Below are 26,093 nucleotides of genomic sequence, written 5' to 3'. Positions count from 1 at the left end.
CCATGGTTCCGCTCAACCGCCCGGCCCGAACACCGGTTTTCCCTCCCGGAACGTCACCCGCAGGGGCATCCCGGCCACCATGTCCCGGCACTCCACCAGCTCCGTCATCATCCGCGGACCCTCCGCCAGGTCTACCACCGCGGCCACGTACGGGGTGCGGTCGCCGAAGGGCGGGAGGTCGTTGCGGTGGACCGTGGACCAGGTGTAGAGGGTCGCCCGGCCGCTCGCCTCCTCCCAGGTCACCTCCTCGCTCCAGCAGTGCGGGCAGAACTCGCGGGGGTAGTGGTGGGCCCGGCCGCAGGCACCGCAGCGGCGGATCAGCAACCGCCCCTGCGCCGCCGCGTCCCAGTACGTCCGCGTGAAGGCGTCCACCTCCGGTACGTCGAACCTTGCCGCCCCCATCAGAACCACCCCAGCGCGCTGTCCACCGACCACGTCTGCCACGCCATCCCGAACAGCCCCACCACCGAGATGAGCGCCATCATCGAGTTCTGCCCCTGCTCCGCCCAGTCGTGGATCATCAGGGTGAGGTAGACGAGGTTCAGCAGCAGACCGCCCACCAGGGCGACCGGGGTCAGGAAGCCGGCGATCAGGCCCAGGCCCAGCGCCAGCTCCGCGTAGAGCACGACGTAGGCCATGACCCGCGGCCTCGGTTTGACGACGACCGCGAAACCCGAACGGACCGCGTTCCAGCGGTGCTTCTCCGCCACGTCCGCCGCCCAGGCGATTCCGCTGCCCTCGAACCACGTCTTCTTGTCCTTGTGCCGCCAGCTCTCCAGCCACCACAGGCCAAGACCTATGCGCAGCACCGCGAGCCACTCCGCGCCGTCGAGCCAGATCGCGTCCATGGATCTGACGGTATGTCAGATCACACTGATTGACCATGGGTGCGCCATAGAGCTGTGGGTCCCCAATGAATCGCCCGCAGATTGTTGACGATTTTGTTGGCGTCGAAATACGTTCGCAAGCGCAAGGGCAGGAGCCGTCGAGACGAGAGGCAGCATGGTGAAGCACAGGGCCGTAAAGCGCAGGACCGTCGTGATGGGCATCGGCGCCACCGCCGGTGCCGCAGCAGTGGGCGGCATCGCCCTGAACGCGCACGCGTCGAGCGACTCGGCGTCCTCGGACTCCCTGGTCTTCGACCCGGACGCCTACACGAAGCTGACGACCACGGTCACGGACACCGACGGCAACGACCACGTGGTGACCTACCACTTCTGGAAGGCGATCACGTACCTCGCCAAGCCGGTGGACGAGAAGTACCAGAGCCTGAACGTCAGCGTCCCGGTCGAGATCGACGGCAAGGCGGTCGACGCGACCGACGCACCGATACTGTTCGCCAACTCCGTCGGCGGTTACATGCCGTCCTCCGTGGCCGACGCCACCGGGATCGGCGCGTCCGGCGGGATCGTGGGGCCCGGCGGCGGCGCGCCGAGTGCCGCGCCGAGCGCCTCGGCCCCGGGCGCGAACGGCAACACCAACGCCACCGGCGGCGCCCTGAACAGCAATCAGCTCCTGGCCCTGGCCGCCGGCTACGTCGTCGTCGAGCCCGGCGCCCGCGGCCGTACCCTCAAGAACTCCGGTGGCGAGTACTACGGCACCGCTCCGGCGGTGATCGTCGACCTCAAGGCGGCGGTGCGGTACGTGCGGTTCAACAAGGGCCGCATACCCGGCGACGTCGACCGGATCGTCTCGGCGGGCACCAGCGCGGGTGGCGCCGTGTCCGCGCTGCTCGGCGCGTCCGGCGACAGCCCGCTGTACGACAAGTACCTCGAGGAGCTGGGCGCGGCCGACGCCGGCGACGCGATCTTCGCGACCGGCGCCTGGTGCCCGATCACCGACCTCGACCACGCCGACGGCGCCTACGAGTGGAACTGGGGCACGAACGTCACCCAGTCCACCGGCAAGGTCGTCGACCAGAGCGTCTCCAAGGACCTGATCTCCCAGTTCGCCGAGTACCAGGCCGCTCTCCACCTCAAGGGCCTGAACGGCTTCGGTCCGCTCACCGCCCGCAACCTGGACGACTACCTCGTGAAGCAGTACCTGGAGCCCTCGGCCACCAGGTACCTCACGGACCTGTCCGACTCCGACCGCGCGACCTACCTCGCCGCGAACACCTTCATCACCTGGAAGAACGGCAGGGCCACCTTCAGCTGGGCCGACTTCCTCACCCACGTGGGCGCCCGCAAGAAGACCACCCCGGCCTTCGACGCCTTCGACCTGTCGGCGGGCGAGAACAACGAGTTCGGCGCCGGGACGACCGAGGCCCGCCACTTCACGTCGTACAGCCTGAGGCACGACACCACCGGTTCCACCAGCACGCGCCTCGACAGCGACATCCCCGAGAAGCTGCGGCTGATGAACCCGATGCACTTCCTGACCGGGAAGGCCAACCCCGGCCGCTCGAAGCACTGGTGGATCCGCCTCGGCACCAAGGACTCGGACACCTCGCTGACCGTGTCCGCCAACCTCGCCGCGGCCGCCGCCGGCCTCGGCGACGAGGTCGACCACCTCTACTACTGGGACCAGGGCCACGGCGCCAACACCGACCCCGGCGACTTCATCCAGTGGATCGCCAAGGTCACCGGGTACCGGAAGGCCCGGTAGACCGGAAGGCCCCACAGACCGGCTGGACCGGCAGCAGACCGCGGTGTCCGTCTCCCGTCATGCTTCGGACACCGCCCCGCCGCGACGCCTGGCCCCTGCGCACCGGGGCCAGGCGTCGCGGTGTTCGCGCACCACTTCACCCACCACCTCGCGCACCACTTCCGACCATCCGAGGCGACTACGACACCTGTCCCACCCACATCTCCCACCGATGTGATCAATCCGCAACCAATTCCGGTCTTGACCGAGACCCATCAACGGAGTGGGTGATTACGCTCGCGCTCATGGCCGTCTCCCGCCCCACCCCCGCGCATCTCTCCGCGACCCCCGCCGACCGTCCCGTGTACGTCATCGGCGCCGGCCCCGGCGGACTGGCCGCCGCGTACGCGCTGCGGGCGCGGGGCATACGGGCCGTGGTGCTGGAGAAGGCCGACGAGGTGGGCGCCTCCTGGCGGCGCCACTACGACCGGCTCCATCTGCACACCACCCGCCGGCTGTCCGCCCTGCCGGGGCTCGCGATGCCGCGGAGGTTCGGCCGCTGGGTGTCCCGGGACAACGTGGTGCGGTACCTGGAGAAGTACGCCGAGCACCACGAGCTGGAGATCGTCACCGGTGTGGAGGTGTTCCGCGTCGAGCGGTCGGCGGACGGGCAGGGCTGGCTGCTGCACGCCTCCGGCGGGCGGGAGCTGACCGGCAGCGCGGTGGTCGTCGCCACCGGCTTCAACCACACCCCGCGCGTGCCCGAGTGGCCGGGCCTGGACGGCTACGGCGGGGAGTTCCTGCACGCCGGCCGGTACCGGAACGCCGAACCCTACGCGGGCCGGGACGTGCTGGTGGTCGGCGTCGGCAACACCGGTGCCGAGATCGCCGTGGACCTGGTGGAGGGCGGGGCCGCGCGGGTGCGGCTGGCGGTGCGCACCGTCCCGCACATCGTGCGCCGGTCCACCCTCGGCTGGCCCGCGCAGTACTCGGGTGTGCTGGTACGGCGGCTTCCGGTGCGGTTCGTGGACCGGGTGTCCCGGCTCCAGGCCAGGGTCGGCGTCCCGGACCTGTCCGCCCACGGCCTGCCCCGCCCGGACACCGGCCTGTACAGCAGGGTCAAGCAGGGTGCCATCCCGGTCCAGGACGTCGGCCTGATCGACGCCGTACGGAAGGGGAAGGTGGAGATCGTGGCCGCCGTCGAGTCCTTCGAGGACGGGAAGGTGGTCCTCGCCGACGGCACCCGGATCGAGCCGGACGCCGTGATCGCCGCGACGGGGTACGAGCGGTCGCTGGAGGGGCTGGTCGGGCATCTCGGGGTACTGGACGACCGGGGCAGACCGACGGTGCACGGCGGTCGTACGCCAGCCCGGGCGCCCGGGCTGTACTTCACCGGCTTCACCAACCCGATCAGCGGGATGTTCCGCGAACTGGCCCTGGACGCCGAGAAGATCGCGCGGGTCGTGGCCAAGGAGTTTCGCACCGGAGAGTAACTTTGCCGTTCCGACCCATTCCTGACGCTCCGTCAGTTCAAGTAATCTGACAGAGCGTCAGTTATGTGTGGCTGTCTCACAGGGCGGGCGGAACGATGCTTGGATCAACCCACGGCACCCTCACCACCGACTCCCGCCGGGCCCGGGTCATCGCCTGCGGCGAGCAGCGGCCCGGACCCGTCGTCCACGATCAGGTCGACGACCTCGACGTCAGCGGGCGGCCGCTGTACGCGGACGTACCGGATCTGGCGCGGTTCTTCCGGCCCGAGTCGCTCGCCGTGATCGGCGCCTCGGACGCCGAGGGGCGGCCGAACACCGGGATCACCCGGCAACTGCTGAGCTGGGCCGAGCGGGTGGGGGCGCGGGTGCACCCGGTGCATCCGACCCGGCCGTCGGTCTTCGGCATCCCGTGCACCGCCTCGATCACCGACCTTCCGGAACAGGTCGACCTGGCCGTGCTCCTGGTGGCCGATCCGCTGCCGGTGATCGAGGAACTCGCCGAGACGAAGGTGAGGTTCGCCGTCGCGTTCGCCTCCGGGTTCGCGGAGACCGGCGAGGCGGGGGCCGAGGCGCAGCGGCGGCTCGCGGACGCCGTACGGCGGTCGGGGCTGCGGCTGCTCGGGCCGAACACCAACCTGAACGCCTTCGAGCGCTTCCGCGACGACCTGGACGGACCGGCGATCGCACTCATCACCCAGTCCGGACACCAGGGCCGCCCCCTCTTCGCTCTCCAGGAGCTGGGCATCCGGCTCTCCCACTGGGCCCCGACCGGCAACGAGGCCGACCTGGAGAGCGCCGACTTCATCTCCTGGTTCGCCGAGCAGCCCGAGGTGGGCGCCATCGCCTGCTACGTCGAGGGCATCAAGGACGGCCGCGCCTTCCTGCTGGCCGCCGACCGCGCCGCCCGCCGCAAGGTGCCGGTGGTCGCGGTGAAGGTGGGCCGCACGGAGGCGGGGGCCCGTACGGCCGCCTCGCACACCGGCAAGCTCACCGGCGCCGACGACGTGGTGGACGCGGCCATGCGGCAGTACGGCGTCATCCGCGTCGACGGCCTCGACGAACTCCAGGACACGGCCTCCCTGTTGGCCCGGGCGCGGACTCCGCAGGCCGACGGGGTCGTCGTCTACTCCATCTCCGGCGGCACGGGAGCGCATGTCGCCGACCTGGCCGCCGGGCTGGGCCTGCGCCTGCCGACGCTGTCGCCGGACAGGCAGGCCGAACTGCACCAGTGGATCCCGGAGTACCTGAGCGTGGCCAACCCGGTGGACAACGGCGGGCATCCGGTGGGCGACTGGCGCGGCCGGAAGATCATCGACGCGATCCTCGCCGACCCGGAGGTCGGGGTGCTGATCTGCCCGGTCACCGGCCCCTTCCCGCCGCTCAGCGACAAGCTCGTACGCGACCTGGTCGAGGCGGCGGAGGAGACGGACAAGCTGGTGTGCGTGGTGTGGGGCTCGCCGGTCGGCACCGAGCCGGCGTACCGGGAGGTCCTGCTCGGCTCCTCCCGCGTGGCCACCTTCCGCACGGTCGGCAACTGCCTCACCGCGGTCCGCGCCTGGCTCGACCACCACCACTTCGTCAGCGACTACCACTCCCCCTTCGACGAGGCCCCGCGCACCCCCTCCCCCTCCTTCCGCAAGGCCGACGCCCTGATGCGCCCCGGCCAGCAGCTCAGCGAGCACGCGGCCAAACAACTGCTGCGCGCCTACGGCATCCGGGTACCGCGCGAACAGCTGGTGACCAGCGCCGCGGCCGCCGTACGGGCCGCCGCCCAGGTCGGCTACCCGGTGGTGATGAAGGCGTCCGGCGCGCAGATCGCCCACAAGACCGAGCTGGGCCTGGTGAAGATCGGTCTCACCTCGGCCAGCCAGGTCCGGGACGCCTACCGCGAGCTGACCGACATCGCCCGCTACGAGGGTGTCTCGCTGGACGGTGTCCTGGTGTGCCAGATGGTCGAGCAGGGCGTCGAGATGGTCGTCGGCGTGACCCACGACGAGCTGTTCGGGCCGACCGTGACCGTCGGGCTGGGCGGGGTGCTGGTGGAGGTCCTGCACGACGCGGCCGTCCGGGTGCCCCCGTTCGGCGAGGAACAGGCCCGCGACATGCTCACCGAACTGCGCGGACGGGCCCTGCTGGACGGTGTCCGCGGACGTCCGCCGGCCGACCTCGACGCCCTCGTGGAGGTCGTGTTGCGCGTGCAGCGCATGGCCCTCGAACTGGGCGGTCAGCTGGCCGAGTTGGACATCAACCCACTGATGGTGCTGCCCCGCGGGCAGGGCGCGGTGGCGCTGGACGCGCTGGTGGTGTGCCGATGACCGACCTCAGGCACGACCTCCGGGACCAGGTCTCCCACATCACCCTCGACCGCCCCGAGTCCCTCAACGCGCTCACACCCGGGATGCGGGACCGCCTGATCGGACTGCTGGAGGAGGCGTCGGCGGATCCGGGCGTTCGGGCTGTCGTCCTCACCGGGACCGGGCGGGGATTCTGCGCGGGAGCGGATCTGCGGGGTGGGAGCGTCGGCGAACGCCTCCCGGGAGACGTGGCACGCACCCTCCGCCTCGGCGCCCAGCGGCTGATCGCCGCCGTACTGGACTGCGAGAAGCCGGTGATCGCCGCCGTGAACGGCACGGCGGCCGGACTCGGCGCGCACCTGGCGTTCGCCTGCGACCTGATCCTGGCGGCCGAGTCGGCCCGCTTCATCGAGGTGTTCGTACGACGCGGACTCGTACCCGACGGCGGTGGCGCCTATCTGCTGCCCCGGCTGATCGGTCCGCACCGGGCCAAGGAGCTGATGTTCTTCGGGGACGCGGTGCCGGCGGCGGACGCGGAACGGCTGGGCCTGGTCAACCTGGTGGTTCCGGACGGCGAGCTGGAGAAGACTGCCCGGGAGTGGGCGACCCGGCTGGCCGCCGGCCCGACCCGCTCCCTCGCCCTCACCAAACAGCTGGTGAACGCCTCCCTGGACGCCGACCGGGCCACCGCCTTCGCCGCCGAGGCGGCCGCGCAGGAGATCAACATGGCGACGGAGGACGCCCGGGAGGGGCTGCGGGCGTTCGTGGAGCGCAGGGGGGCGGAGTTCCGGGGGCGGTGAGGCTCCTCAGCCGCGGGTCGGCTTGAGGATGCGCAGTGAGCCCCCGTCCGGGTCGCCGAAGAGGACGAACAGTTCGGGGGCGCCCTCGCTGCCGCCGATGGACCAAAAGGTGTCCTCGCCGCAGGTGCCGTCGAGCTTGAGCAGGACGCCGTCGCGCTCGGTGCCGCCCGAGTCGTCGTCGGGCTCCCAGGTGCCGGATCCCCGGCACACGACGTAGTCCCGGAAGTGGTCGTCGTCGAACGGGGGCTGGGCGGGCAGCTTGACGGCCTCCGCGCTGCCGTCGGGGTGCAGCCGCAGCTCGGCTCCGCTCGGTCCGTGCCAGACCCCCGCCAGTTGGGCGCGGGTCAGCTTCGGGGGCTCGTACTCCTGGATCAGGCCGGTCTCGGTGGCGAGCACCCCGCCGCCGAACGCCAGCACGAAGAGGACGACCGAGCCGACCGCCGCCCGCCACCACACACCCCACTGCCGCCAGCCGCGCCGGCGGGCGAGGCCCACCCAGAGGGTGGGCAGGAGTCCGAGGGCGGCCAGGGCGGGGACCGCGGTGCCGAGCGGCCACCCGAAGAGGACGCAGGCCGGTACGCCCCAGAAGAGAGCGGGGCCGACCGGGGCCACCACATGCCAGACCCACCCCGGGCCGGGCAGGCGCCGGCCCGCGAGGCGCGCGAGCACCACCGAGGGCAGGGTCAGCACGAACGCCGACAGCATGCCGAGGATCGGCAGCAGGAACGGTGCGAAGAGGAGGAAGCACAGCGCGCCGAGGGCTCCGCCCAGCCCCGCCCCGTAGCTGTCCTGGGTGGTGCTGTCGTAGATCCACCACAGCAGTCCGGCCGCGGGCAGCTGGGCGCCGCCGAGGGCCGCCGCAGCGCTCAGATCATCGGGTGCCCAGGTCGGCCCGGTGTCAGGCAGCGTTCCACGTGTCTTTTCCCACCCCATGGGCGCAGCGTACGGGCACGCTTTCGGCCATTCTCCAGCCCCTTCCCATCTGACGGCCCGTCAGCTTCAATGGAGGTGTGATGGGACACGCAGGGGCGGCGGCCGCAGCCGTCCGGTATCTCGGGTCGGCCCCGGCGCCGGGGCCCGTGGAGGCGCTGCCGCGCCCGGAGTTGCGGTGCGTCCGGGAGGACGAGCGGGCGCCGGTGGACCAGACGGAGTTCCGGCGCGTGCTGGGGAGCTTCGCGACCGGGGTGACCGTGATCACGGCTCCCGCCGCCGAGGCCTCGGCATCCCCCGCCGGCTTCGCCTGCCAGTCCTTCTCGTCCCTCTCCCTCGACCCGCCCCTGGTCTGCTTCATGGTCGGCCGCACGTCCACGACCTGGCCGCGCATCGCCCGCGCGGGCGTCTTCTGCGTCAACGTGCTCGGCGCCGGCCAGGGCGCACTGTGCCGGGCCTTCGCGGTGAGCGGCGCGGACAAGTTCGCGGGGGTGCCGTACGACACGGCGCCCGTCTCCGGTTCCCCGCGCCTCACCGGCGCCGCCGCCTGGATCGACTGCACGATCCATGCCGTACACACCGGGGGCGACCACCTCATCGTCGTGGGCCGGGTGAACGCCCTCGGGGCCGCCGAGCGGGGTGATCCGCTGATCTTCCACCGGGGGCGGTTCGCGCGGCTGGGCGGCGACTGAACCGGTTCAGGACAGCGCGGGCGCGGGAGCCGGGCTTCGCCTGATCACCAGGGCCATCAGGGCCGCCGCCGCGCACAGGGTGCCGGAGGCGTACCAGACCATGTCGTAGGTGCCGAAGACGTCACGGGCGACGCCGCCGAGGAAGGCGATGAGGGCCGCGCCGACCTGGTGGGAGGCGAGCACCCAGCCGAAGACGATGGCGCTGTCCTCGCCGTACTGCTCCCGGCACAGGGCCAGGGTGGGCGGGACGGTGGCCACCCAGTCGAGGCCGTAGAAGACGATGAAGAAGATCATCGGGGGGTGGACGGACGGTCCCAGCAGCATGGGCAGGAAGAGGAGCGAGATGCCGCGCAGGGCGTAGTAGACGGCCAGCAGACGGCGCGGTTCGAAGCGGTCGGTGAACCAGCCGGAGGCGATCGTGCCGACGACGTCGAACACCCCGATGACCGCGAGCAGCGAGGCCGCCGCCGTGACGGGCATGCCGTGGTCGTGGGCGGCGGGCACGAAGTGGGTCTGGATCAGGCCGTTGGTGGAGGCACCGCAGATCGCGAAGGTCCCGGCGAGCAGCCAGAAGGGGCCGGTGCGCACGGCGGAGGAGAGCACCGAGAGCGTGCGGCGGGCGGCTCCGGTGACCGGCGCCGGCTTCGGTATGAACTCCTTCGCGCCGTACGGCTTCAGGCCCACGTCGGCCGGGTGGTCGCGCAGCAGGATCCACACGAACGGGACGACGGCGAGCGCGGCGAGCGCGACCGTCACGGCGGCCGGGCGCCAGTCGTAGGACTCGACCATCCAGGACAGCAGCGGCAGGAAGATCAGCTGGCCGGAGGCGGAGGCGGCGGTGAGGATGCCGCTGACCAGCCCGCGCCGCTCGGTGAACCACCGGTTGGTGACCGTCGCGGCGAAGGCGAGGGCCATCGAGCCGGAACCCAGGCCCACCAGCAGGCCCCAGCACAGCAGCAGCTGCCAGGCCGCCGTCATCCACACGGTCAGGCCGGAGCCGAGCGCGATCACCGTCAGCGCCACGGCGACCACCTTGCGGATGCCGAAGCGGTCCATCAGCGCGGCGGCGAACGGCGCGGTGAGCCCGTACAGCGCGAGGTTGATCGAGACGGCCGCGCCGATCGTGCCGCGCGACCAGCCGAAGTCCTCGTGCAGGGGGTCGATGAGCAGGCCGGGCAGGGAGCGGAAGGCGGCCGCGCCGATGATCGTGACGAACGTGACGGCGGCGACGAACCAGGCGCGGTGCACACGGGGGCGCCGGGCGGGCGGGGCCTGGACGGGGGCTGCTGCTTCGGTTGTCTGAGTCACGTCATAAAGAGTCCTGTTTTCATTCCCGCGCATCGAGTGGCCCGAAGGACAGCATTCGTTAGGATCGGGCCATGGAGGATCGAGCACTGAAGGATCGAGCCATGGGGATCAAGTCATGAAGGATCAGGCCATGACTGCCGGCCAGGACTTCGGCCGGGACTTCCGTCCGCACCGGGTCGCCGTCCTCGCCCTGGACGGCCTGCTCCCCTTCGAGCTGGGCATCCCGCACCGGATCTTCGGCCGCCCGCGGGACGCCGAGGGCCGGCTCCTGTACGAGGTCGTGACCTGCTCGGCCCGGCCGCCCGGCCCGGTCGAGACGGACGCCGACTTCACGATCCACGTCCCGCACGGCCCGGAGGCGCTGGAGACCGCCGACACGGTGATCGTCCCGGCGTCCTACGAACTCGGCCCGGTGTACGAGGAGGGCAGGCTGACCGACGAACTCACCGCCGCCTTCGCCCGCATCCGCCCCGGCACCCGCCTCGCCTCCATCTGCACCGGCGTCTACGTCCTCGCCGCCGCGGGCCGACTGGACGGCCGCCCGGCGACGACCCACTGGGCGGACGCCGAGCGCTTCCAGCACATGTTCCCGCGGATCAAGGTGGACGCGGACGTGCTGTTCATCGACGACGGGGACGTGCTGACCTCGGCCGGGGTGGCCGCCGGGATCGACCTGTGCCTGCACATGGTGCGCCGCGACCACGGCACGGCCGTCGCCAACGACGTGGCCCGCCGCACGGTCGTCCCGCCCCACCGCGACGGCGGCCAGGCCCAGTACATCCACCGCCCCGTCCCCGACCCCCAGCTCGCCACGACCACCGCGGCCCGCGCCTGGGCCCTCGGCCGCCTGCACGAGCCGATCCAACTGCGGGACATGGCCGAACAGGAGGCCATGTCGGTCCGCACCTTCACCCGCCGCTTCCGCGAGGAGGTCGGCGTCAGCCCCGGCCAGTGGCTCACCCAGCAGCGCGTCGAACGCGCCCGCCACCTCCTGGAGTCCACCGACCTCTCGGTCGACCAGGTGGCCCGCGACGCCGGCTTCGGCACGGCCCAGTCGATGCGGCAGCACTTGCAGCAGGCGTTGGGGGTGACGCCGACGGCTTATCGGCGGACGTTTCGGACGGGGGTCGCCGGGGCGGTGTAGGAGCGGGGAGGGGGTTCACTCACCCGCGCTTGCGAGGTGCCTCCCCCACTCTCGGCTTCGCCAGATACGGCGGCTCCGGGACGACGCGCCCTGCGTATCTCCCCCCACCAGCCAACCCCCGTCAGCGCCAGTGTCAGGCCCACGCCCGCCAGGATCGCCGTCGAAGGAGCCGTCAGTCTCAGCAACGCCCCGGCCAGGGAACCTGTCGCCGCGTAACCGGCGCTCACGGCTGCGTACATGACCGAGTAGCCGGCGGCCAGCGCGCTGGGCGGCAGCGCTTCCCGCAGGGACAGGTTGCGGGTGAGCATCGCGCCCGACTGGAGCAGGCCCGCCACGGCGAGACCGGCACCGATGCCGGCGAGGTCCGGGGTGAGGGCGACCAGCACCACGGCTGTCGACATCCCGCACAGCAGCAGCACGCTGCGCGTGGGCAGTCGGCCCGGCCAGGAGCGCAGGCCGTACAGGAACGCGCCCACACCCGCGGCCGCCGACATGCCCAGGAGCAGCGGACCCGACCAGCCGACGCCGATGCCGCGCTGCTCCAGCAGGGCAGGCAGGACCAGTTCGGCGAGGGCGAGCAGGGACAGGCCCGCCGCGCCGGTGACATAGACCGGCCAGGCGGACGCCACCACCCGCAGCTGAGAGGTTCTCCCGGTCCGCTCCCCCGTCTGCCAGCCCTCCGGGAGCAGCCACAGGCCCGCCACCGAGACCCCCATCAGCGCCGCCGCGAGCAGCAGTGGCACGCCCGGGGCGACGCCCAGCGCGAGACCGGTCACCGCCGCCGGGGCGATGGCCCAGATGGCGGAGGTCAGCATGGACTCCACCGACAGAGCCTGCTCCGCCGCGTGTCCGGGGACCAGTGAGGTGAGCAGGGCGCGCAGGCCTCCTGAGACCGCCGACGGGGCGGCACCGGCGAGGAACGCGAACACCGCGAGTGTCACCGGATGCGCTCCCGGCAGCGCGCCCAGTCCCGCGAAGCCCACGGCACCGCCGGCGAGTCCGACCGCCAGGTGAGGCCGGGCCCGGCGGGCGTTCAGGCGCAGGCCCAGCACCGGGGCACCGATGATCTCGCCGAGAACGTAGGCCGCGGCCAGGGCCGCCCCCAGGGTGTAGCCGCCCGGGCGCTCGCGGACCAGGAACACCAGGGCCAAGGGAGCCATGGCCACCGGCATGCGTGCGGCCACGGCCACGAAGGCCCAGGTCAGGACCTGCTTCGAGGCGACTTCGCGATAGCTCATGCGACGACGGTAGGGGGCACCGCCGACAATCGGCCCGGCAATTTCCCCCGCCTGTGGATAACTCGCCGACGCTGCACCCCCGGCACGCACACCACTCGGCTCCACGTACTCAGAACGTCAGCACCCCCCGCGCCACCCGCCCCGCCTCCGCGTCCGCCCGCGCCTTCTCGAAGTCCTCCACCGGATAGGTCGCCGTCACCAACTCGTCGAGGAGCAGGCGGCCTTGGCGGTACAGCTCGGCGTACAGGGGGATGTCACGCTGGGGGCGCGAGGAGCCGTAGCGGCAGCCGAGGACGGACTTGTCGAGGAACATCGAGGAGACGACGAAGGACGCCTCAGCGGCCGCCCGGGGTACGCCGAGCAGAATGGCCTGGCCGTGGCGGTCGAGGAGGTCGATCGCCTGGCGGATCAGCTCCACGCGGCCCACGCACTCGAAGACATGGTCGGCGCCCGTAGGCAGGATGTCCCGGACGCCCTCCGCCGAGGTCAGGAAGTCGGTCGCGCCGAACTGCCGGGCCGCCGCCTCCTTCGCCGGGTTGGCGTCCACGGCCACGATCCTGAGGGCCCCGGCAAGGCGCGCGCCCTGCAGGACGTTGAGGCCGATACCGCCCGTCCCGATGACGACCACACTGTCCCCGCGGTCCACCCGGGCCCGGTTGAGGACCGCGCCGACCCCGGTCAGCACCCCGCAGCCGATCAGCGCGGCCGACGGCAGCGGAATGTCCTTCGGGATCCGGACCGCCTGCACCGCCTTCACGACCGTACGTTCCGCGAAGGCCGAGTTGCAGGCGAACTGGTGGACCGGCCGGTCCCCGCGGCTGAAGGGCCGGCCCGGGCGGCCGATCGCCTGGCGGCACATGGTCGGCCGGCCCCGGTCGCAGTCCGGGCACGTCCCGCAGTTGGCCAGCGTGGACAGGGCCACATGGTCGCCGGGCGCGACATGTGAGACGCCCACACCGACCGCCTCCACCACCCCGGCGCCCTCATGCCCCAGCACCACCGGCACCGGGAACGGGATGGTGCCGTCCACCACCGAGAGGTCGCTGTGGCACAGCCCGGCCGCCGAGATCGCCACCAGCACCTCGCCGGGCCCCGGATCCCGTACCGCCAGATCGTCCACCACCTGCACCTGCTTGCCGTCGAACACCACACCGCGCATCACACGACCCCCTTCGGCTCTCTCGGCAGACCGAGCACCCGCTCGGCGATGATCGTGCGCTGGACCTGGTCCGAGCCGCCGTAGATGGTGTCGGCCCGGGAGAAGAGGAACAGATGCTGGTCGGGATCGAGTTCGTACGGCGCCGACGGCGACCAGTCCACGGGCCCCACGGAAGCCTCCGCGCCCCGCACCTCCACCGCCAACTCCCCGAGCCGCTGGTGCCAGTTGGCCCACAGCAGCTTGGCCACACTCGGCGCGCCCGCGTCACCGGAGCCGCCGAGGGTGCGCAGTGCGTTCCAGCGCATGGCCCGCAGCTCGGCCCACTGCCGCACGAGCCGGGCCCGTACGACCGGGTCGTCGACGGCACCGGTGCGTACGGCCGCCCGTACGACCCGCCCCAGCTCCTCGGCGAACCCGATCTGTTGGGCCAGCGTCGACACCCCGCGCTCGAAGCCCAGCAGACTCATCGCCACCCGCCAGCCCTGGCCCTCTGCCCCGACGACGTGCTCCACGCGCGCGCGTGCCCCGTCGAAGAAGACCTCGTTGAAGTCGCTGGTGCCGGTCATCTGACGGATGGGCCGCACCTCGATACGCCCCGGCTGGTCCATGGGCACGAGCAGAAAGCTGAGGCCGTGATGGCGACGGGAGCCGGGATCGGTACGGGCCAGCACAAAGCACCAGTCGGCCTCATGCGCGAGCGAGGTCCAGATCTTCTGGCCACTGATCCGGTAGGACGCCCCCTCACGCACCGCCGACGTCCGCACCCCGGCCAGATCGGACCCGGCACCCGGTTCGCTGTACCCCTGACACCACAGCTCCTCCCCGGCGGCGATCGGCGGCAGGAAACGACTCTTCTGCTCGTCCGTACCGTGAGCGATCAGCGTGGGGGCCAGCAGGTTCTCACCGATGTGCCCGGAGCGCGGAGGCGCCCCCGACCGCGCGTACTCCTCGGCCCAGGCGACCTGCTGAGTGAGGCCGGCGGTGCGGTTCCCGTACCCACCCTCGGGCCAACCGAGCCCGATCCAGCCGGCTTTCCCGAGGGTGCGTTCCCAGGTGCGGCGGTCCTGCACGGGCTCGGCGTGCGCGGTAAGCCAGGCACGAGCCTCGGTACGGAACGCCTGGTCCTCGGAGGTGAATTCAAAGTCCACGGGCCTCTCCTCTCAGCACCGGCCGCGTAGCTCTCAGGCGTTGGGCCGCTCGCCATCCCGTGCAGCCCTCTCCATCGCCTCCAACTGCAAGAGCATCGGCATCGGATCCACCCCCACCGCCCCAGGCAGAAACTCCGCAATCGTCTCCGGCGTCCACCCGCCGGAGGCATACGCGGCCCGCAACTCCCTCGGCTGAGCCCACACCGCGATCTTCGGCCCGGCAACCGTGTACACCTGCCCGGTGACGCCCTGCTCCTTCGCCGCGTCCGACAGCAGATACACCACCAGCGCGGCCACATCCTCCGGCTCCCCGATCTCCTTCAGCTCCGTGGGAACGCCCGCCGACATCCGCGTACGCGCCACAGGGGCGACCGCATTCGCAGTGACCCCGTACTTGTGCAGCCCCAGAGCCGCGCTACGGACCAGCGAGATGATCCCGCCCTTGGCCGCGCTGTAGTTGGCCTGCGACACGGATCCCTGGTGGTTGCCGCTGGTGAACCCGATCAGCGTCCCCGCGCGCTGCTTCCGCATCACCGCCGAGGCGGCCCGAAACACCGTGAACGTGCCCTTGAGGTGGGTGGCGACCACGGGATCCCACTCCTCCTCGGACATGTTGAACAGCATCCGCTCACGCAGAATCCCGGCCACACACACAACCCCGTCGATACGGCCGTACGAGGACAGGGCCGTATCGACGACCCGCTGCCCACCCGCCATGGTCGAGATGTCGTCGGCAACAGCGACCGCGTCGCCCCCCGCCGCCTCGATCTCCTTGACGACAGCCTCGGCGACCTCACTCGCGGGCGAGGTGCCGTCCGTGGAGACGCCGTAGTCATTGACGACGACCTTCGCCCCCTCCGCGGCGGCCGCCCGCGCCACCGCCCGCCCGATGCCCCGTCCGGCGCCCGTCACGGCGACCACCTTGCCTGCCAAGAAGTTCCCCATGCCCGGCCCCTTCCCGCGGTTTCTGACGGACCGTTAGATTTTATGGCGCGTCGGATGTGCGGACACAAGCCCCGGGGAGGCATCGGATGTCACTGCCCGCCGAGTTCCATGAGATCGCCAAGCGCGTGAACAACTGGGGGCGTTGGGGGGAGGACGACGAGATCGGCACCCTGAACCTGATCACCGACGAGGTCGTCCGCGAGGCCGTCGCCTGTGTGCGCGCGGGCCGGCGGGTCCCCCTCGCCCTCCCGCTCCAGCAGGACGGCGTGCAGACCGGGATGATCCCGGGGCGGGTCAATCCGCTGCACGCGATGGTGCAGATCAACCAGGAGCTGTTCGGGCCGGGCACGGTGGCGTGCAGCGACGACGCGGTGACCATGGGGCTGCAGGCGGGCACCCACTGGGACGCGCTGACCCATGTCTCGCACTCCGGGAAGCTCTACAACGGCCGCCCGGCGCACACGGTCACCGCGCACGCGGGCGCAGAGTTCAGCGGCATCGACAAGGCGCGGCACATCGTCTCGCGCGGGGTGCTGCTGGACGTGGCACGCGCGCGTGGCGTGGACCGGCTGGCGGGTGGGCACGCGGTCACGCCGGAGGACCTGGAGGCGGCGGAGGAGTTCGGCGGGGTGCGGGTGCGGGCCGGGGACGTGGTCCTGGTGCGGACCGGGCAGGTGCAGGTGTATCTGGCCGGGGACAAGCACGGATACGGCTATCCGTCGCCGGGGCTCTCGGTGCGCTGCCCGGAGTGGTTCCACGCGCGCGATGTGGCCGCGGTCGCGAACGACACGCTCACATTTGAGATCTTTCCGCCCGAGATCGAGAATCTGTGGCTGCCGGTGCACGCACTGGACCTGGTGGAGATGGGGATGCTCCAGGGTCAGAACTGGAATCTCGAAGAGTTGTCCACAGCCTGTGGAGAAGCGGGCCGGTACGCGTTCCTGCTGTCGGCGATGCCGGAGCCGTTCGTCGGCGCGACGGGGACACCCGTGGCACCGATCGCCGTGCTGTGAAGTCCGGTTGGCGGCGCGCCCCCCTGTGTCGTCCACGCGCCGCCACCCGCTGCGACCCACACTCGACGAGGACCGCCGTCACCGAGCCCTCGCCGTCCCCTCGCGGCGAATCGTTGCCCACAAGCGTGTTCAAACAGTCACAAGCCGTCAACACCGATACGGCGATTCATTACGTACGCCCGATTCATGGAGGCCGCGCACGGATGCACCCCCGGCGCACGGCCCACCGGGGCCTACACCGCTTCGAACGCGAAGTCCTCGCACGCGGACCGTCCGCCCCCGTACGCCACCGCTGCGCCCTCCCGGGGCTGCGAACAGCTGTCCAGCTCGCACCAGATGCTCTTGCCGGAGCCCTCGGGACGCCAGCCCCAGCGGTCGGCGAGGCAGTCGACGAGCGCCAGGCCCCGGCCGCCGGTGGCGTCACCGCCGGCGCAGCGCGGGACGGGGGCGCGGGAGCTGGTGTCGGCCACCTCCAGGCGGACAGTGGCGGATTCGACCGCGCCCGCGGGCAGGGACAGCCGCAGCACGGCCGGACAGCCGGTGTGCACCACGGCGTTGGTGACCAGTTCGGAGACGAGCAGGATCAGCGTCTCGGCGAGCGGCTCGTCGGCCTCTATACCGGACCCGGCCAGGCGCGATCGGGCCCACCTCCGGGCTCGCCCCACCTCTGCGGGGTCGGGCCGGACTTCCAGCTGCACCTGAAGTACCTGCACCGCTCACACCATCCGAACCGGCGGACACATGACCTCGCGCCACGCACACACCGCGACGAGGGCCACGATCGTAGCCATTTTCTGCATGGCCAGAACAACAGCCAGAGCAAGGGTCACGGAACGTGAATCCCTTGGAAGACAGCATGGTTGACGTACAGTCACCCCAACAAGCGCTTCGGGCATATTCCAGCGCGAAGGAGTACCCGTGCGGCATACTGTGCGACGCCCGTTGCGGGGAGTCGAACAGGCCAGCTCCGGCCTCACCCACGGGGCATCACCGGCACGGCTCGTGCTCGCAGCCACTCGCATCCCACAGAAGGTACCGGAGCGGGACGCCGACTCCAGGACGTGACGGGTCACGCATAGGACACAACCCGGTATCAACGCTCCGTGATTCCGGTACGCCACGATCCGCGACATCTTGGGCCATGGCTTTCCTGGCAGCCCAGTTGAGCGCGCCGCCCTGCGGTCAGGCCACCAGGTCGGCGGCAAGCACTTCCTCACTCTCCGTGCTCCCCCCACCACGCTGGGCCCGCGCCCAGGCCCGTTTGAGATGCAGATGGACCTCGGCCTCCCAGGTGAAGCCCATGCCACCGTGCACCTGGAGGCAGTCGCGGGCCCCGCGCACGGCGGCCTCGTCGGCGAGCAGCCGGGCGGCGGCGATGTCGGCGGGGTCGGCGGTCAACGCGGCGGCGTAGACCGCCGCCCGGGCCGTCTCGGCGCGCACCAGCAGGTCGGCGCACAGGTGTTTGACGGCCTGGAAGGCCCCGATCGGCTGCCCGAACTGCTCCCGAGCCCGGGCGTGTTGCACGGCCAGCTCGCACGCGCGCGTGGCCGTGCCGAGCTGCTCGGCGGCGGTGAGGAGCACGGCCTCCGGGTCCGGCGCGCCGGCGTCGTCGCCGGGGAGGCGGTGCAGGGGCGTCAGCGGGTCCACCGAGCGCAGGGGTACGGCACCGGAGGCGTCCCCGCACACGGTGTCCGCCGCGTCCAGCCACTCCACCAGAGGACCGTCCACGCGGGCCACCACGGTCTCCCCGGCGGCCGCCCCGGGTACGGTCCCGGCGGCGAGGTGGGTGGCCAGTACGGGCCCCGGCAGCAGTGCGCGCCCTGCCTCCTCGAAGACCAGCACCGCCTCCGGCAGCCCGAGGCCGACGCCGCCCGCCTCCTCCGGCAGCCGCAGCGCGAACAGGCCCGCCGCACCCAGCTCCCGCCACAGGTCCCGGTCCAGGTGCCCGGGCCGGGCCACGGCCGCCCGCAGCGCGTCCGCGCCGAACCGGCGCTCCAGCAGCTGCCGCACCCCGGCCCGCAACGCCCGCTGCTCCTCGGTGAGTCGGAAGCGCACGGTCACCGTCCCTTCGGCAGGCCGAGGATGCGCTCGGCGACGATGTTGCGCTGGATCTGCGAGGTGCCGGCGGCGATGGTGTACGACAGCGAGGAGAGCCGGTCGAGGACCCAGGGCCGGTCCAGGTCGAGACAGTCGGGGCCGAGTACCTCGGCGGCGGTGTCGTACAGCTCCTGACGGGCGTGCGAGTACCTCAGTTTGAAAACCGAACCCCCGACGCCGGGCACCCCGCCGCTCGCCTCCGCCTCGCTCACGTTCCACTGGGTCAGCCGCCACAGCGCCCGGAACTCCGCGTTGAGCCGCCCGAGCCGCCGGCGCAGCACGGGATCGTCCCAGCGGCCGTTCCCCCGCGCGGTGCGGGCGAGTTCGCCGAGCACCCGGCGGCAGGCGACGACCTCGCCGACAAAGGCCGTGCCGCGCTCGAAGGAGAGCGTCACCATGGTCACGCGCCAGCCGTCGTTCTCCGCCCCGACCCGGTTGCCGACCGGCACCCGGACCTCGTCCAGGAACACCTCGGCGAACTCCGCCGACCCGGCGAGCGTGCGCAGCGGCCGTACGGTGATGCCCTCGGCGTGCATCGGCATGGCCAGCCAGGTGATGCCGCGGTGCTTCGGCGCCTCCGGGTCGGTCCGCACCAACAGCTCGCACCAGTCGGCGACCTCGGCGTGCGAGGTCCAGATCTTGGACCCGCTCACCACGTAGTCGTCGCCGTCCCTACGCGCGCGCGTGCGCAGCGCGGCGAGGTCGGACCCGGCGTCCGGCTCGCTGAACCCCTGGCACCACACCTCGTCCCCGCGCAGGATCGGCGGCAGCCAGCGCGCCCGTTGCTCCGGGGTGCCCTCGGCGGCGACGGTCGGCCCGGCGTGCAGCAAACCGACGAAGTTCGCGCCCACGTAGGGCGCGGCCGCCCGCTCCGTCTCCTCCAGGAAGATCAGCCGCGTGGTCGGGGAGGAGTCCCAGTGGACGTCGGCGTACCCGGCGTCGTACAGCATCCGCTGCCAGCCGAGGTCGTAGGCGCGGCGGCCGGGCCAGTCGTCCGGGGACGGCGCGGCGGGCAGGGTGGGCAGCACCTTGGCCAGCCACTCCCGCAGCCGGGCCCGGAACTCCTCCTCCTCGGGCGTGTACGAGAGGTCCATCACGAGGTCTTCTTGTCGAAGTCCAGGTCGAGCATGCGGATGGCGTTGCCCCGCATCAGCTTGTACACGGTCTGGTCGTCGAGGCCCTTCACATGGTCGAGGGCGACCTCCTTGGTGTGCGGGAAGGTCGAGTCGACGTGCGGGTAGTCGGTCTCGAAGGTGGCGTTGTCACGGCCGACGACGTCCAGGGACGCGACCCCGTGCTTGTCGCGGAAGAAGCAGCAGAAGATCTGCCGGTAGTAGTACGTCGACGGCGGCTCCGGGATCAGATCGCGCACCCCGCCCCAGGCGCGGTGCTCCTCCCACACGTCGTCGGCGCGCTCCAGGGCGTACGGGATCCAGCCCATCTGCCCTTCGGAGTAGGCGAGTTTGAGGGTGGGGAACTTCACCAGCACCCCGCTGAAGAGGTAGTCCATCATCGAGGCCATCGCGTTGTTGAAGCTGAGCGAGGCCTGGACGGCGGGCGGTGCGTCCGGGGAGGCGGCGGGCATCTGCGAGCTGCTGCCGATGTGCATGTTGACGACGGTCCCGGTCTCCTGGCACACCGCGAAGAACGGGTCCCAGTAGCCGGAGTGGATGGACGGCAGCCCGAGATAGGTGGGGATCTCGGAGAAGGTCACCGCGCGCACCCCCCGCGCGGCGTTGCGCCGGATCTCCACGACGGCCAGCTCCACGTCCCACAGCGGAATGAGGCACAGCGGGATCAGCCGTCCCCCGCTGCCCCCGCACCACTCCTCCACCATCCAGTCGTTGTAGGCGCGCACACAGGCGAGCGCGACCTCCTTGTCGTGCGCCTCGGCGAAAGTCTGCCCGCAGAAGCGCGGGAAGGTCGGGAAGCAGAGGCTGGCCTCGACGTGGTTGAGGTCCATGTCCTCGAGGCGCGCCTTGGGATCCCAGCAGCCGCGCCGCATCTGCTCCCTGGTGATCCCCTCCAGGGTCATCTCGTCCCGGTCGAAGCCGACGGCGGCGATGTTGCGCTTGTACGGGAACTTCAGGTCCTCGTAGATCCACCAGTCCGTCGGCTGGCCGTCCGGGTCCATGGTGATCTGGTACTTCCCGCCCACGTACGCCAGCTCCCCGATCCCGGCGGTCAGCGGCTTGGGACCCCGGTCCCGGTACTTCGCCGGCAGCCAGGTCTCGAAGAGGTGGGCGGGCTCGATCACGTGGTCGTCGACGCTGATGATGCGGGGCAGTTCGGTCGCCATGGTCCCCTCCGCCGGACAGTACTTATCTGATGGTCCGTCAGATAGCATGGCACCTGACGAGTCGTCAGCCAAGCAGGGGGCACACGTGAACGAGACCCCGCACTCCCTGAGTTCCTCCCGCACGCTGTGGGACCTGGTCGTACGCCGCGCCGACCTCACCCCCGACCGCCCCGTCCTCCTCCAGGAGGACCGCCGGCTGACCTTCGGCGAGCTGCGCGCGCGGGCCGAGCGGGTCGCGGCGGGCCTGTACGGCATGGGCGTCCGCCCCGGCACGGTGGTCGCCTGGCAGCTGCCCACCCGTATCGAGACGGCCCTGCTCTCCTTCGCCCTCGCCCGCCTGGGCGCCGTACAGACGCCGGTCATCCCCTTCTACCGGGACCGCGAGGTCGGCTTCGCGCTGCGCGAGTCCGGGGCCGAGTTCTTCGCCGTACCGGGCGTCTGGCGCGGCCACGACCACACGGCGATGGCCCGCCGGCTGGGCGCGAAGGGCGTCTTCGAGGCGTACGACACCCTGCCCGACGGCGACCCGTCGGTCCTCCCCCCTCCCCCCACCGACGGCACCTCGGTCCGCTGGATCTACTGGACCTCGGGCACGACCTCCGACCCCAAGGGCGTCCTCCACACGGACCGTTCCCTGATCGCGGGCGGCTCCTGCCTCGCCCACGCGCTGCGCCTCACACCGGACGACGTGGGCTCGATGGCCTTCCCGTACGCGCACATAGCCGGACCCGACTACACGGTGATGCTCCTGCTCTACGGCTTCCCGGCGGTGATGTTCGAGCAGTTCGCCCTGCCGGACGCGCTGGCGGAGTACCGGCGGCACGGGGTGACGGTGGCCGGCGGTTCTACGGCGTTCTACTCGATGTTCCTGACCGAGCAGCGCAAGCAGCCGGGCGAAAAGGTGATCCCCTCCCTGCGCCTCCTCGCGGGCGGCGGCGCCCCCAAGCCCCCGGAGGTCTACCACTCCGTCGTCCGCGAGATGGACGTCCAGCTCACCCACGGCTACGGCATGACCGAGGTCCCGATGATCACCATGGGGGACCCCGAGGACACCCCCGAGAACCTCGCGACGACCGAGGGACGCCCACCGCAGGGCATGGAGATACGGATCGTCGACGGCGAGGTCCGCCTGCGCGGCGAGGCCGTCTGCCAGGGCTACCTGGACCCGAGCCAGACGGCCGCGGCCTTCGACTCGGCGGGCTTCCTGCGCACCGGCGACCTGGGCCACGTCACCGCCTCCGGGCACCTCGTGCTCACCGGCCGTCTCAAGGACGTGATCATCCGCAAGGGCGAGAACATCTCGGCCAAGGAGATCGAGGACCTGCTGGCCGCGCATCCGGGCGTGGGGGACGTGGCGGTGATCGGGCTGCCGGACGCGGAGCGCGGGGAGCTGGTCTGCGCGGTCATCGAACAACCGCCCGGAGTCGACGGATTGACGCTTCCCGAGGTCATCTCGTACCTGCGCGCGGAAGGGCTGTCCGTCCACAAGCTGCCGGAGCGACTGGAGGTGGTGGAGGCCCTGCCACGGAACGAGACGCTGCGGAAGGTGCTGAAGTACAAGCTGCGGGAGCGCTTCTCGCAGCCGCCGTCCCCTACTCCGGGACGGTGAAGTAGCGCGCGAACGCCGGGATGATCTCCGACTCGCCGATCCTGCCGTCGCCGTCCGTGTCGAGTGCGGTGGCGGTGGTGCGGGCGACGTCGGCCGGTACGTGGAAGACGCGCAGGACGCGGGCGGTGTCGGTGAGGGTGGCGTGGCCGTCCGCGTCGGGGTCCGCGACGGCCAGGGCCGCGTGCAGGAAGGGGCGGGCGATCTCGGCGAAGCGGTCGGGGTTGTCGCGCAGACGCTTGACCGCGCCGGTGACGAACTCCTCGCGGGTGATGCGCTGGTCGCCGTCCCGGTCGGCGATGCCCGCCATGCCCTGCCAGAAGGCCTCCGCACCGGCGTACAGCGCCTGGCCCTTGTCGGAGCGGGCGGCGACGTCGAACTCGGCGAGCAGCGCCTTGGCCGCGGCGTTGAAGTCCTCGCGGTCGATGTAGCCGTTGCCGTCCTGGTCGAAGGTGGCGAACCGGGCGGCGATCCTGCGCTCGTACTCGGTGCTGACCATGTCTGTTCGGGCCGCCTTACGTTGACGTGGGGGTGGATCTGGCACGGAGCGTACGTCGCGGGAGGCGGGGAAGTGGCGAGAAAGCGAGGGTTGTGCCAAGACCGGGGGAATTCCGCGACAACCTTGTGGCGGCGGCGCGGCGGGACTCAGGCCGAGAGGGGGTCCGCCTCGTCGGCGGTGGCGGTCTCGACGTCGGGGCGGACGTCGAAGAGGCGGCGGACGCCGAGCGCGCCGAGGACCCGGTTGACGTGCGAGCCCTCGTCCGCGCCCCGGTCCGGCAGGATCAGCCGCAGCCGGCCCTGGCAGGAGCGGATCAGCCGCCGGGCGGCGACCAGGACGCCGACCCCGCTGGAGTCGCAGAAGAAGACCTCGGAGAGGTCCAGGATCAGACTGTGGTGGCCCTCGGCGACCACGTCGTGCACCCGTTGCCGCAGCACCGGCGAGGTCATCAGGTCCAGTTCCCCGGACACCCGGAGCACGGCCCACTCGCCCTGTTCGACGCCGGTCACCTTGAATGCCACGGCCATGCCCCTCCGCTCGCCGGATCTCCCGGAACCGCCCGGAAACGGAAGCAGTTCCTACGTTTCTCTCCGCGCGGCTGCCCAGCGGCGGTTCCCTGAAACTTCGGGGAACAAACCGCGGGCGATCATCAAGGGGCTTGTTTCAGTCACTATCGATCCTGTTCGATCGAAGTTGGACACGCCTTGAGTGAAGATTGCGTGAAGAGGGCACTATCACCTGCGACGCCTCGGGGGGCGCACATTGACACAAAGGGGCGTGCGTAGTCAGGGGTGCCGACTACATTCGAGATGACGGTGCAGAGACGCTGGACGGGCCGGACGAGGCGAGGGGAGGGGCAGCATGGCGCAGAAGGACGTACCGCCCCGCTGGGACCGCAAGATGCAGCAGCGGCTCGCGCGCGGTGAGGCGGCCGCGCTCGGCGAGCTGTACGACCGGTTCGCCTCCCTCGTGCACAGCCTCGCCCACCGCGTCCTCGGCGACGAGCGGGCCGCCGACGGTGTCACCCGCGAGGTCTTCGCCCACGTCTGGGAACACCCCGACAGCTACGACCCCAAGGAGGGCCCGCTGCGCTCCTGGGTCGCCGGGGTGACCCACCGGCTGGCCGTGCAGCGGCTGCGCGCCACCGAGACCGCCGCGCTCACCGGCGGCGAGAGCGGCTCCGCGGAGGAACTGGAGAGTCTGGAGAGCAAGGTGCGCCGCGCCTCGGTCGCCGCCCGCGCCGACTACATCGTCCACTCCATGCCCGCCCCGCTGCGCGCCGCACTCGAACTGGCTTATTTCCAGCGCCGCGACTACCGCCAGACCGCCACCGACCTAGGCGTCACCGAGGACGAGGCCCGCCGCCGGCTCCGCCTCGGTCTGCAGCTGCTGTCCACCGCCCATGACGTCGGCGCCTCGCCGGGATACGGGGGTGCGGTGTGAACGGGCCGCGAGGGTTCGATGCGCACGACGGGGACGACAGGGACAGCAGGGACGGCGCGTACGAGGGCGCTCAGGGAGCGGGCCCCGGTGACGGTGTCGGTTCTGGTGCCGGTTCGGGGCCGCCGGGTGCCGGCGCGTCCGGACCCGACCGGTCGCCGCGGATACCGCTGCCCCGCGCCTCCGTCGAGGACAGCGGGCTGCCGCTGCCCGACCTCACCGACCTGGGGGACCTTGCGCCCGTGCCGCTCGACCTGTCGCACGACGTCCTGAAGTCGCTCCTCGGCGCCTGGGCCTTGGCCGCCTGCTCGGCGGCCGAGACGACGGCCGTGGAGGAACACCTCGGCAGCTGCGGCTCCTGCGCGGACGAGGCGCTGCGGCTGCGCGAGGCGGTCGGTCTGCTGCACCAGCCCGAGAGCCTCGACCTGGACCCCGCCCTGCGCACCCGCGTCCTGGAGGGCTGCCTGGACCGCCGGCCGCCGCGCATCCCGGTGCCCGAGTGGGCGGCTCCCTACGACGCCGAGAGCGCCCGACTGGACGCGCTGCTGCAGGACTTCGGCGACGCCGAGTGGCATGCGCCGGTGCGGCTGCGGTGGTTCGAGGGCGACGCTGCGACAAGTCGTCGTACCACCGTGGCCGGGGTGATCGCGCATCTGCTGTCGGTGGACGGGCTGGTCGCGGTGGCGCTCGGCCTGGAGGATCCGCTGGCAGAGATCTTCGAGAAGACCGAGAAGGGTGAGACCGGCAAGCAGGGTGCGGCGGGGCCGGCCGGGCGCACCGAGGCGTTCTGGCGGGCGTCCCACTTTCCGCCGACGCGGTCCGTGCGGGGGCCGTGGCGGGAGCAGAGCCACAACATCGTACGGACGGCGTCCTTCACGGGCAGCACCGCCGACGGGCTCGCGGTGCCGTACGGCGACTTCGAACTGCCCTTGCACAACGCCATGCTGGACCGCGCCTTCGAGTGCTGGGTGCACGCGGAGGACATCGCGGAGGCGGTGGACTATCCGTACGAGCCGCCCGCACCGCGTCACCTGAACAAGATGATCGACCTCGCGGCGCGGATGCTGCCGGTCGCGCTGGCCGAGCGGCGCCGGGCGGGGCTGTCCGCGCCCGGGCAGACCCCGCATCTCGTTCCCGCGGGGGCGCCGGGGCGCAGCCTGCGGCTGGAGATCGAGGGGGCGGCCGGCGGGGAGTGGCTGATCCCGCTGGACTCGCCCGCGGCGGTGGGCTCGGCGGAGTTCGAGGTGGCGCATGTCGCCCTGGACGGTGTGGAGTTCTGTCGCCTGGCCGCGGGCCACGTGCCTCCGGAGGAGGCTGCGGCGGGGCAGGTGGGGGACCGGGGGGCGATCAGGGACGTGCTGTTCGCCGCGGCGGGGCTCAGCCGGATGTGAACTTGCCGGCG

24 protein-coding genes are annotated in these 26,093 nt (G+C 71.7%); 10 read left to right on the top strand and 14 right to left on the bottom strand.

What is annotated here, in order from left to right; all coding sequences use genetic code 11:
- Nucleotides 1–12 precede the first annotated feature (12 nt).
- Complete coding sequence (locus tag CRP49_RS16170; RefSeq protein WP_097257391.1) at nucleotides 13–402, bottom strand: Zn-ribbon domain-containing OB-fold protein; 390 nt, start codon at nucleotides 400–402, stop codon at nucleotides 13–15.
- The gene (locus CRP49_RS16165; RefSeq protein WP_097253991.1) at nucleotides 402–848 is read right to left on the bottom strand and encodes a DoxX family protein; all 447 of its coding nucleotides are present in this window, start codon (nucleotides 846–848) and stop codon (nucleotides 402–404) included. Before CRP49_RS16165 ends, CRP49_RS16170 begins: the two co-directional genes overlap by 1 nt.
- 193 nt (nucleotides 849–1,041) lie before the next feature.
- On the opposite strand from CRP49_RS16165, the gene CRP49_RS16160 reads away from it, so the two are divergent.
- The 4 genes from CRP49_RS16160 (at nucleotide 1,042) to CRP49_RS16145 (ending at nucleotide 7,173) form a co-directional block, all read left to right on the top strand.
- Nucleotides 1,042–2,607: a subtype B tannase gene (locus tag CRP49_RS16160; protein WP_097253990.1), complete on the top strand. Its 1,566-nt coding sequence runs from the start codon at nucleotides 1,042–1,044 to the stop codon at nucleotides 2,605–2,607.
- Between the two features lie 284 nt (nucleotides 2,608–2,891).
- Nucleotides 2,892–4,079 (top strand): NAD(P)/FAD-dependent oxidoreductase, encoded by a 1,188-nt coding sequence (locus tag CRP49_RS16155; protein ID WP_097253989.1) that lies wholly within the window; start codon nucleotides 2,892–2,894, stop codon nucleotides 4,077–4,079.
- 95 nt (nucleotides 4,080–4,174) lie between these two features.
- Nucleotides 4,175–6,394, top strand: coding sequence for an acetate--CoA ligase family protein (locus CRP49_RS16150; RefSeq protein WP_097253988.1), 2,220 nt, complete (start codon nucleotides 4,175–4,177; stop codon nucleotides 6,392–6,394).
- Nucleotides 6,391–7,173, top strand: coding sequence for an enoyl-CoA hydratase/isomerase family protein (locus CRP49_RS16145; protein WP_179851638.1), 783 nt, complete (start codon nucleotides 6,391–6,393; stop codon nucleotides 7,171–7,173). Before CRP49_RS16150 ends, CRP49_RS16145 begins: the two co-directional genes overlap by 4 nt.
- Nucleotides 7,174–7,179: 6 nt before the next feature.
- Here the strand turns inward: CRP49_RS16145 and CRP49_RS16140 are convergent, their stop codons facing one another.
- Nucleotides 7,180–8,106: a hypothetical protein gene (locus CRP49_RS16140; RefSeq protein ID WP_257033418.1), complete on the bottom strand. Its 927-nt coding sequence runs from the start codon at nucleotides 8,104–8,106 to the stop codon at nucleotides 7,180–7,182.
- Between the two features lie 80 nt (nucleotides 8,107–8,186).
- On the opposite strand from CRP49_RS16140, the gene CRP49_RS16135 reads away from it, so the two are divergent.
- Nucleotides 8,187–8,795 carry a flavin reductase family protein gene (locus CRP49_RS16135; RefSeq protein ID WP_097253986.1) on the top strand — a complete coding sequence of 203 codons (609 nt, stop codon included), beginning with the start codon at nucleotides 8,187–8,189 and terminating at the stop codon, nucleotides 8,793–8,795.
- 6 nt (nucleotides 8,796–8,801) lie between these two features.
- Here the strand turns inward: CRP49_RS16135 and CRP49_RS16130 are convergent, their stop codons facing one another.
- A complete protein-coding gene (locus tag CRP49_RS16130; protein WP_097253985.1) occupies nucleotides 8,802–10,103 on the bottom strand; it encodes an MFS transporter in 1,302 nt (433 codons plus the stop codon).
- Nucleotides 10,104–10,233: 130 nt separating this feature from the next.
- Here CRP49_RS16130 and CRP49_RS16125 point away from each other — a divergent pair, with 130 nt between their 5' ends.
- The gene (locus CRP49_RS16125) at nucleotides 10,234–11,247 is read left to right on the top strand and encodes a GlxA family transcriptional regulator (protein ID WP_097257389.1); all 1,014 of its coding nucleotides are present in this window, start codon (nucleotides 10,234–10,236) and stop codon (nucleotides 11,245–11,247) included.
- Here the strand turns inward: CRP49_RS16125 and CRP49_RS16120 are convergent.
- The 4 genes from CRP49_RS16120 to CRP49_RS16105 form a co-directional block, all read right to left on the bottom strand.
- Nucleotides 11,205–12,485: an MFS transporter gene (locus CRP49_RS16120; RefSeq protein ID WP_257033417.1), complete on the bottom strand. Its 1,281-nt coding sequence runs from the start codon at nucleotides 12,483–12,485 to the stop codon at nucleotides 11,205–11,207. The two genes, CRP49_RS16125 and CRP49_RS16120, sit on opposite strands and share 43 nt — an antisense overlap.
- A 109-nt stretch (nucleotides 12,486–12,594) precedes the next feature.
- Nucleotides 12,595–13,644, bottom strand: coding sequence for a Zn-dependent alcohol dehydrogenase (locus tag CRP49_RS16115; protein WP_097253984.1), 1,050 nt, complete (start codon nucleotides 13,642–13,644; stop codon nucleotides 12,595–12,597).
- On the bottom strand, nucleotides 13,644–14,792 hold the full coding sequence (locus CRP49_RS16110) for an acyl-CoA dehydrogenase family protein (RefSeq protein ID WP_097253983.1): 1,149 nt from the start codon (nucleotides 14,790–14,792) through the stop codon (nucleotides 13,644–13,646). The genes CRP49_RS16115 and CRP49_RS16110 overlap by 1 nt, the downstream gene beginning before the upstream one ends.
- Nucleotides 14,793–14,825: 33 nt before the next feature.
- Complete coding sequence (locus tag CRP49_RS16105; RefSeq protein WP_097253982.1) at nucleotides 14,826–15,737, bottom strand: SDR family oxidoreductase; 912 nt, start codon at nucleotides 15,735–15,737, stop codon at nucleotides 14,826–14,828.
- Nucleotides 15,738–15,823: 86 nt separating this feature from the next.
- On the opposite strand from CRP49_RS16105, the gene CRP49_RS16100 reads away from it, so the two are divergent.
- Complete coding sequence (locus CRP49_RS16100; protein ID WP_097253981.1) at nucleotides 15,824–16,750, top strand: cyclase family protein; 927 nt, start codon at nucleotides 15,824–15,826, stop codon at nucleotides 16,748–16,750.
- A gap of 233 nt (nucleotides 16,751–16,983) precedes the next feature.
- Here CRP49_RS16100 and CRP49_RS16095 read toward each other — a convergent pair whose 3' ends face one another.
- The 4 genes from CRP49_RS16095 to CRP49_RS16080 form a co-directional block, all read right to left on the bottom strand.
- Entirely contained in the window at nucleotides 16,984–17,448 is a 465-nt protein-coding gene (locus CRP49_RS16095; protein WP_097257388.1) for an ATP-binding protein, read from the bottom strand.
- A gap of 484 nt (nucleotides 17,449–17,932) precedes the next feature.
- Nucleotides 17,933–18,805, bottom strand: coding sequence for an acyl-CoA dehydrogenase family protein (locus tag CRP49_RS16090; RefSeq protein ID WP_097257387.1), 873 nt, complete (start codon nucleotides 18,803–18,805; stop codon nucleotides 17,933–17,935).
- 2 nt (nucleotides 18,806–18,807) lie between these two features.
- The gene (locus tag CRP49_RS16085) at nucleotides 18,808–19,941 is read right to left on the bottom strand and encodes an acyl-CoA dehydrogenase family protein (RefSeq protein ID WP_097253980.1); all 1,134 of its coding nucleotides are present in this window, start codon (nucleotides 19,939–19,941) and stop codon (nucleotides 18,808–18,810) included.
- Entirely contained in the window at nucleotides 19,941–21,146 is a 1,206-nt protein-coding gene (locus tag CRP49_RS16080; RefSeq protein WP_097253979.1) for an amidohydrolase family protein, read from the bottom strand. The genes CRP49_RS16085 and CRP49_RS16080 overlap by 1 nt, the downstream gene beginning before the upstream one ends.
- A gap of 85 nt (nucleotides 21,147–21,231) precedes the next feature.
- Between CRP49_RS16080 and CRP49_RS16075 the strand changes: the two genes are divergently transcribed.
- A complete protein-coding gene (locus CRP49_RS16075; RefSeq protein WP_097253978.1) occupies nucleotides 21,232–22,755 on the top strand; it encodes a class I adenylate-forming enzyme family protein in 1,524 nt (507 codons plus the stop codon).
- On the opposite strand, the gene CRP49_RS16070 is transcribed toward CRP49_RS16075, so the two are convergent.
- Together CRP49_RS16070 and CRP49_RS16065 are read right to left on the bottom strand one after the other, a co-directional pair.
- Nucleotides 22,739–23,251, bottom strand: a complete 513-nt coding sequence (locus CRP49_RS16070; protein WP_097253977.1) for an EF-hand domain-containing protein — start codon at nucleotides 23,249–23,251, stop codon at nucleotides 22,739–22,741. The two genes, CRP49_RS16075 and CRP49_RS16070, sit on opposite strands and share 17 nt — an antisense overlap.
- A 146-nt stretch (nucleotides 23,252–23,397) precedes the next feature.
- Nucleotides 23,398–23,778 (bottom strand): STAS domain-containing protein, encoded by a 381-nt coding sequence (locus CRP49_RS16065; protein WP_097253976.1) that lies wholly within the window; start codon nucleotides 23,776–23,778, stop codon nucleotides 23,398–23,400.
- Nucleotides 23,779–24,112: 334 nt separating this feature from the next.
- Between CRP49_RS16065 and CRP49_RS16060 the strand changes: the two genes are divergently transcribed.
- Together CRP49_RS16060 and CRP49_RS16055 are read left to right on the top strand one after the other, a co-directional pair.
- On the top strand, nucleotides 24,113–24,694 hold the full coding sequence (locus CRP49_RS16060; RefSeq protein ID WP_094217220.1) for an RNA polymerase sigma factor: 582 nt from the start codon (nucleotides 24,113–24,115) through the stop codon (nucleotides 24,692–24,694).
- Nucleotides 24,691–26,082 (top strand): zf-HC2 domain-containing protein, encoded by a 1,392-nt coding sequence (locus CRP49_RS16055; RefSeq protein WP_179851637.1) that lies wholly within the window; start codon nucleotides 24,691–24,693, stop codon nucleotides 26,080–26,082. The genes CRP49_RS16060 and CRP49_RS16055 overlap by 4 nt, the downstream gene beginning before the upstream one ends.
- The last annotated feature ends 11 nt before the right edge of the window (nucleotides 26,083–26,093 follow it).

This window comes from Streptomyces sp. Ag109_G2-15, from assembly GCF_900215565.1.
GTDB classification, from domain to species: domain Bacteria; phylum Actinomycetota; class Actinomycetes; order Streptomycetales; family Streptomycetaceae; genus Streptomyces; species Streptomyces diastatochromogenes.
Note: the sequence above shows the minus strand (reverse complement) of the source record. Positions and strands in the feature narration are given on the sequence as shown.

Bases quoted from the DNA above. Each gene is read 5' to 3' on its own strand.
- CRP49_RS16170 (WP_097257391.1), bottom strand. From the start codon at position 402: ATGGGGGCGGCAAGGTTCGACGTACCGGAGGTGGACGCCTTCACGCGG.
- CRP49_RS16165 (WP_097253991.1), bottom strand. From the start codon at position 848: ATGGACGCGATCTGGCTCGACGGCGCGGAGTGGCTCGCGGTGCTGCGC.
- CRP49_RS16160 (WP_097253990.1), top strand. From the start codon at position 1,042: ATGGGCATCGGCGCCACCGCCGGTGCCGCAGCAGTGGGCGGCATCGCC.
- CRP49_RS16155 (WP_097253989.1), top strand. From the start codon at position 2,892: ATGGCCGTCTCCCGCCCCACCCCCGCGCATCTCTCCGCGACCCCCGCC.
- CRP49_RS16150 (WP_097253988.1), top strand. From the start codon at position 4,175: ATGCTTGGATCAACCCACGGCACCCTCACCACCGACTCCCGCCGGGCC.
- CRP49_RS16145 (WP_179851638.1), top strand. From the start codon at position 6,391: ATGACCGACCTCAGGCACGACCTCCGGGACCAGGTCTCCCACATCACC.
- CRP49_RS16140 (WP_257033418.1), bottom strand. From the start codon at position 8,106: ATGGGGTGGGAAAAGACACGTGGAACGCTGCCTGACACCGGGCCGACC.
- CRP49_RS16135 (WP_097253986.1), top strand. From the start codon at position 8,187: ATGGGACACGCAGGGGCGGCGGCCGCAGCCGTCCGGTATCTCGGGTCG.
- CRP49_RS16125 (WP_097257389.1), top strand. From the start codon at position 10,234: ATGACTGCCGGCCAGGACTTCGGCCGGGACTTCCGTCCGCACCGGGTC.
- CRP49_RS16120 (WP_257033417.1), bottom strand. From the start codon at position 12,485: ATGAGCTATCGCGAAGTCGCCTCGAAGCAGGTCCTGACCTGGGCCTTC.
- CRP49_RS16115 (WP_097253984.1), bottom strand. From the start codon at position 13,644: ATGCGCGGTGTGGTGTTCGACGGCAAGCAGGTGCAGGTGGTGGACGAT.
- CRP49_RS16105 (WP_097253982.1), bottom strand. From the start codon at position 15,737: ATGGGGAACTTCTTGGCAGGCAAGGTGGTCGCCGTGACGGGCGCCGGA.
- CRP49_RS16100 (WP_097253981.1), top strand. From the start codon at position 15,824: ATGTCACTGCCCGCCGAGTTCCATGAGATCGCCAAGCGCGTGAACAAC.
- CRP49_RS16085 (WP_097253980.1), bottom strand. From the start codon at position 19,941: ATGGACCTCTCGTACACGCCCGAGGAGGAGGAGTTCCGGGCCCGGCTG.
- CRP49_RS16080 (WP_097253979.1), bottom strand. From the start codon at position 21,146: ATGGCGACCGAACTGCCCCGCATCATCAGCGTCGACGACCACGTGATC.
- CRP49_RS16070 (WP_097253977.1), bottom strand. From the start codon at position 23,251: ATGGTCAGCACCGAGTACGAGCGCAGGATCGCCGCCCGGTTCGCCACC.
- CRP49_RS16065 (WP_097253976.1), bottom strand. From the start codon at position 23,778: ATGGCCGTGGCATTCAAGGTGACCGGCGTCGAACAGGGCGAGTGGGCC.
- CRP49_RS16060 (WP_094217220.1), top strand. From the start codon at position 24,113: ATGGCGCAGAAGGACGTACCGCCCCGCTGGGACCGCAAGATGCAGCAG.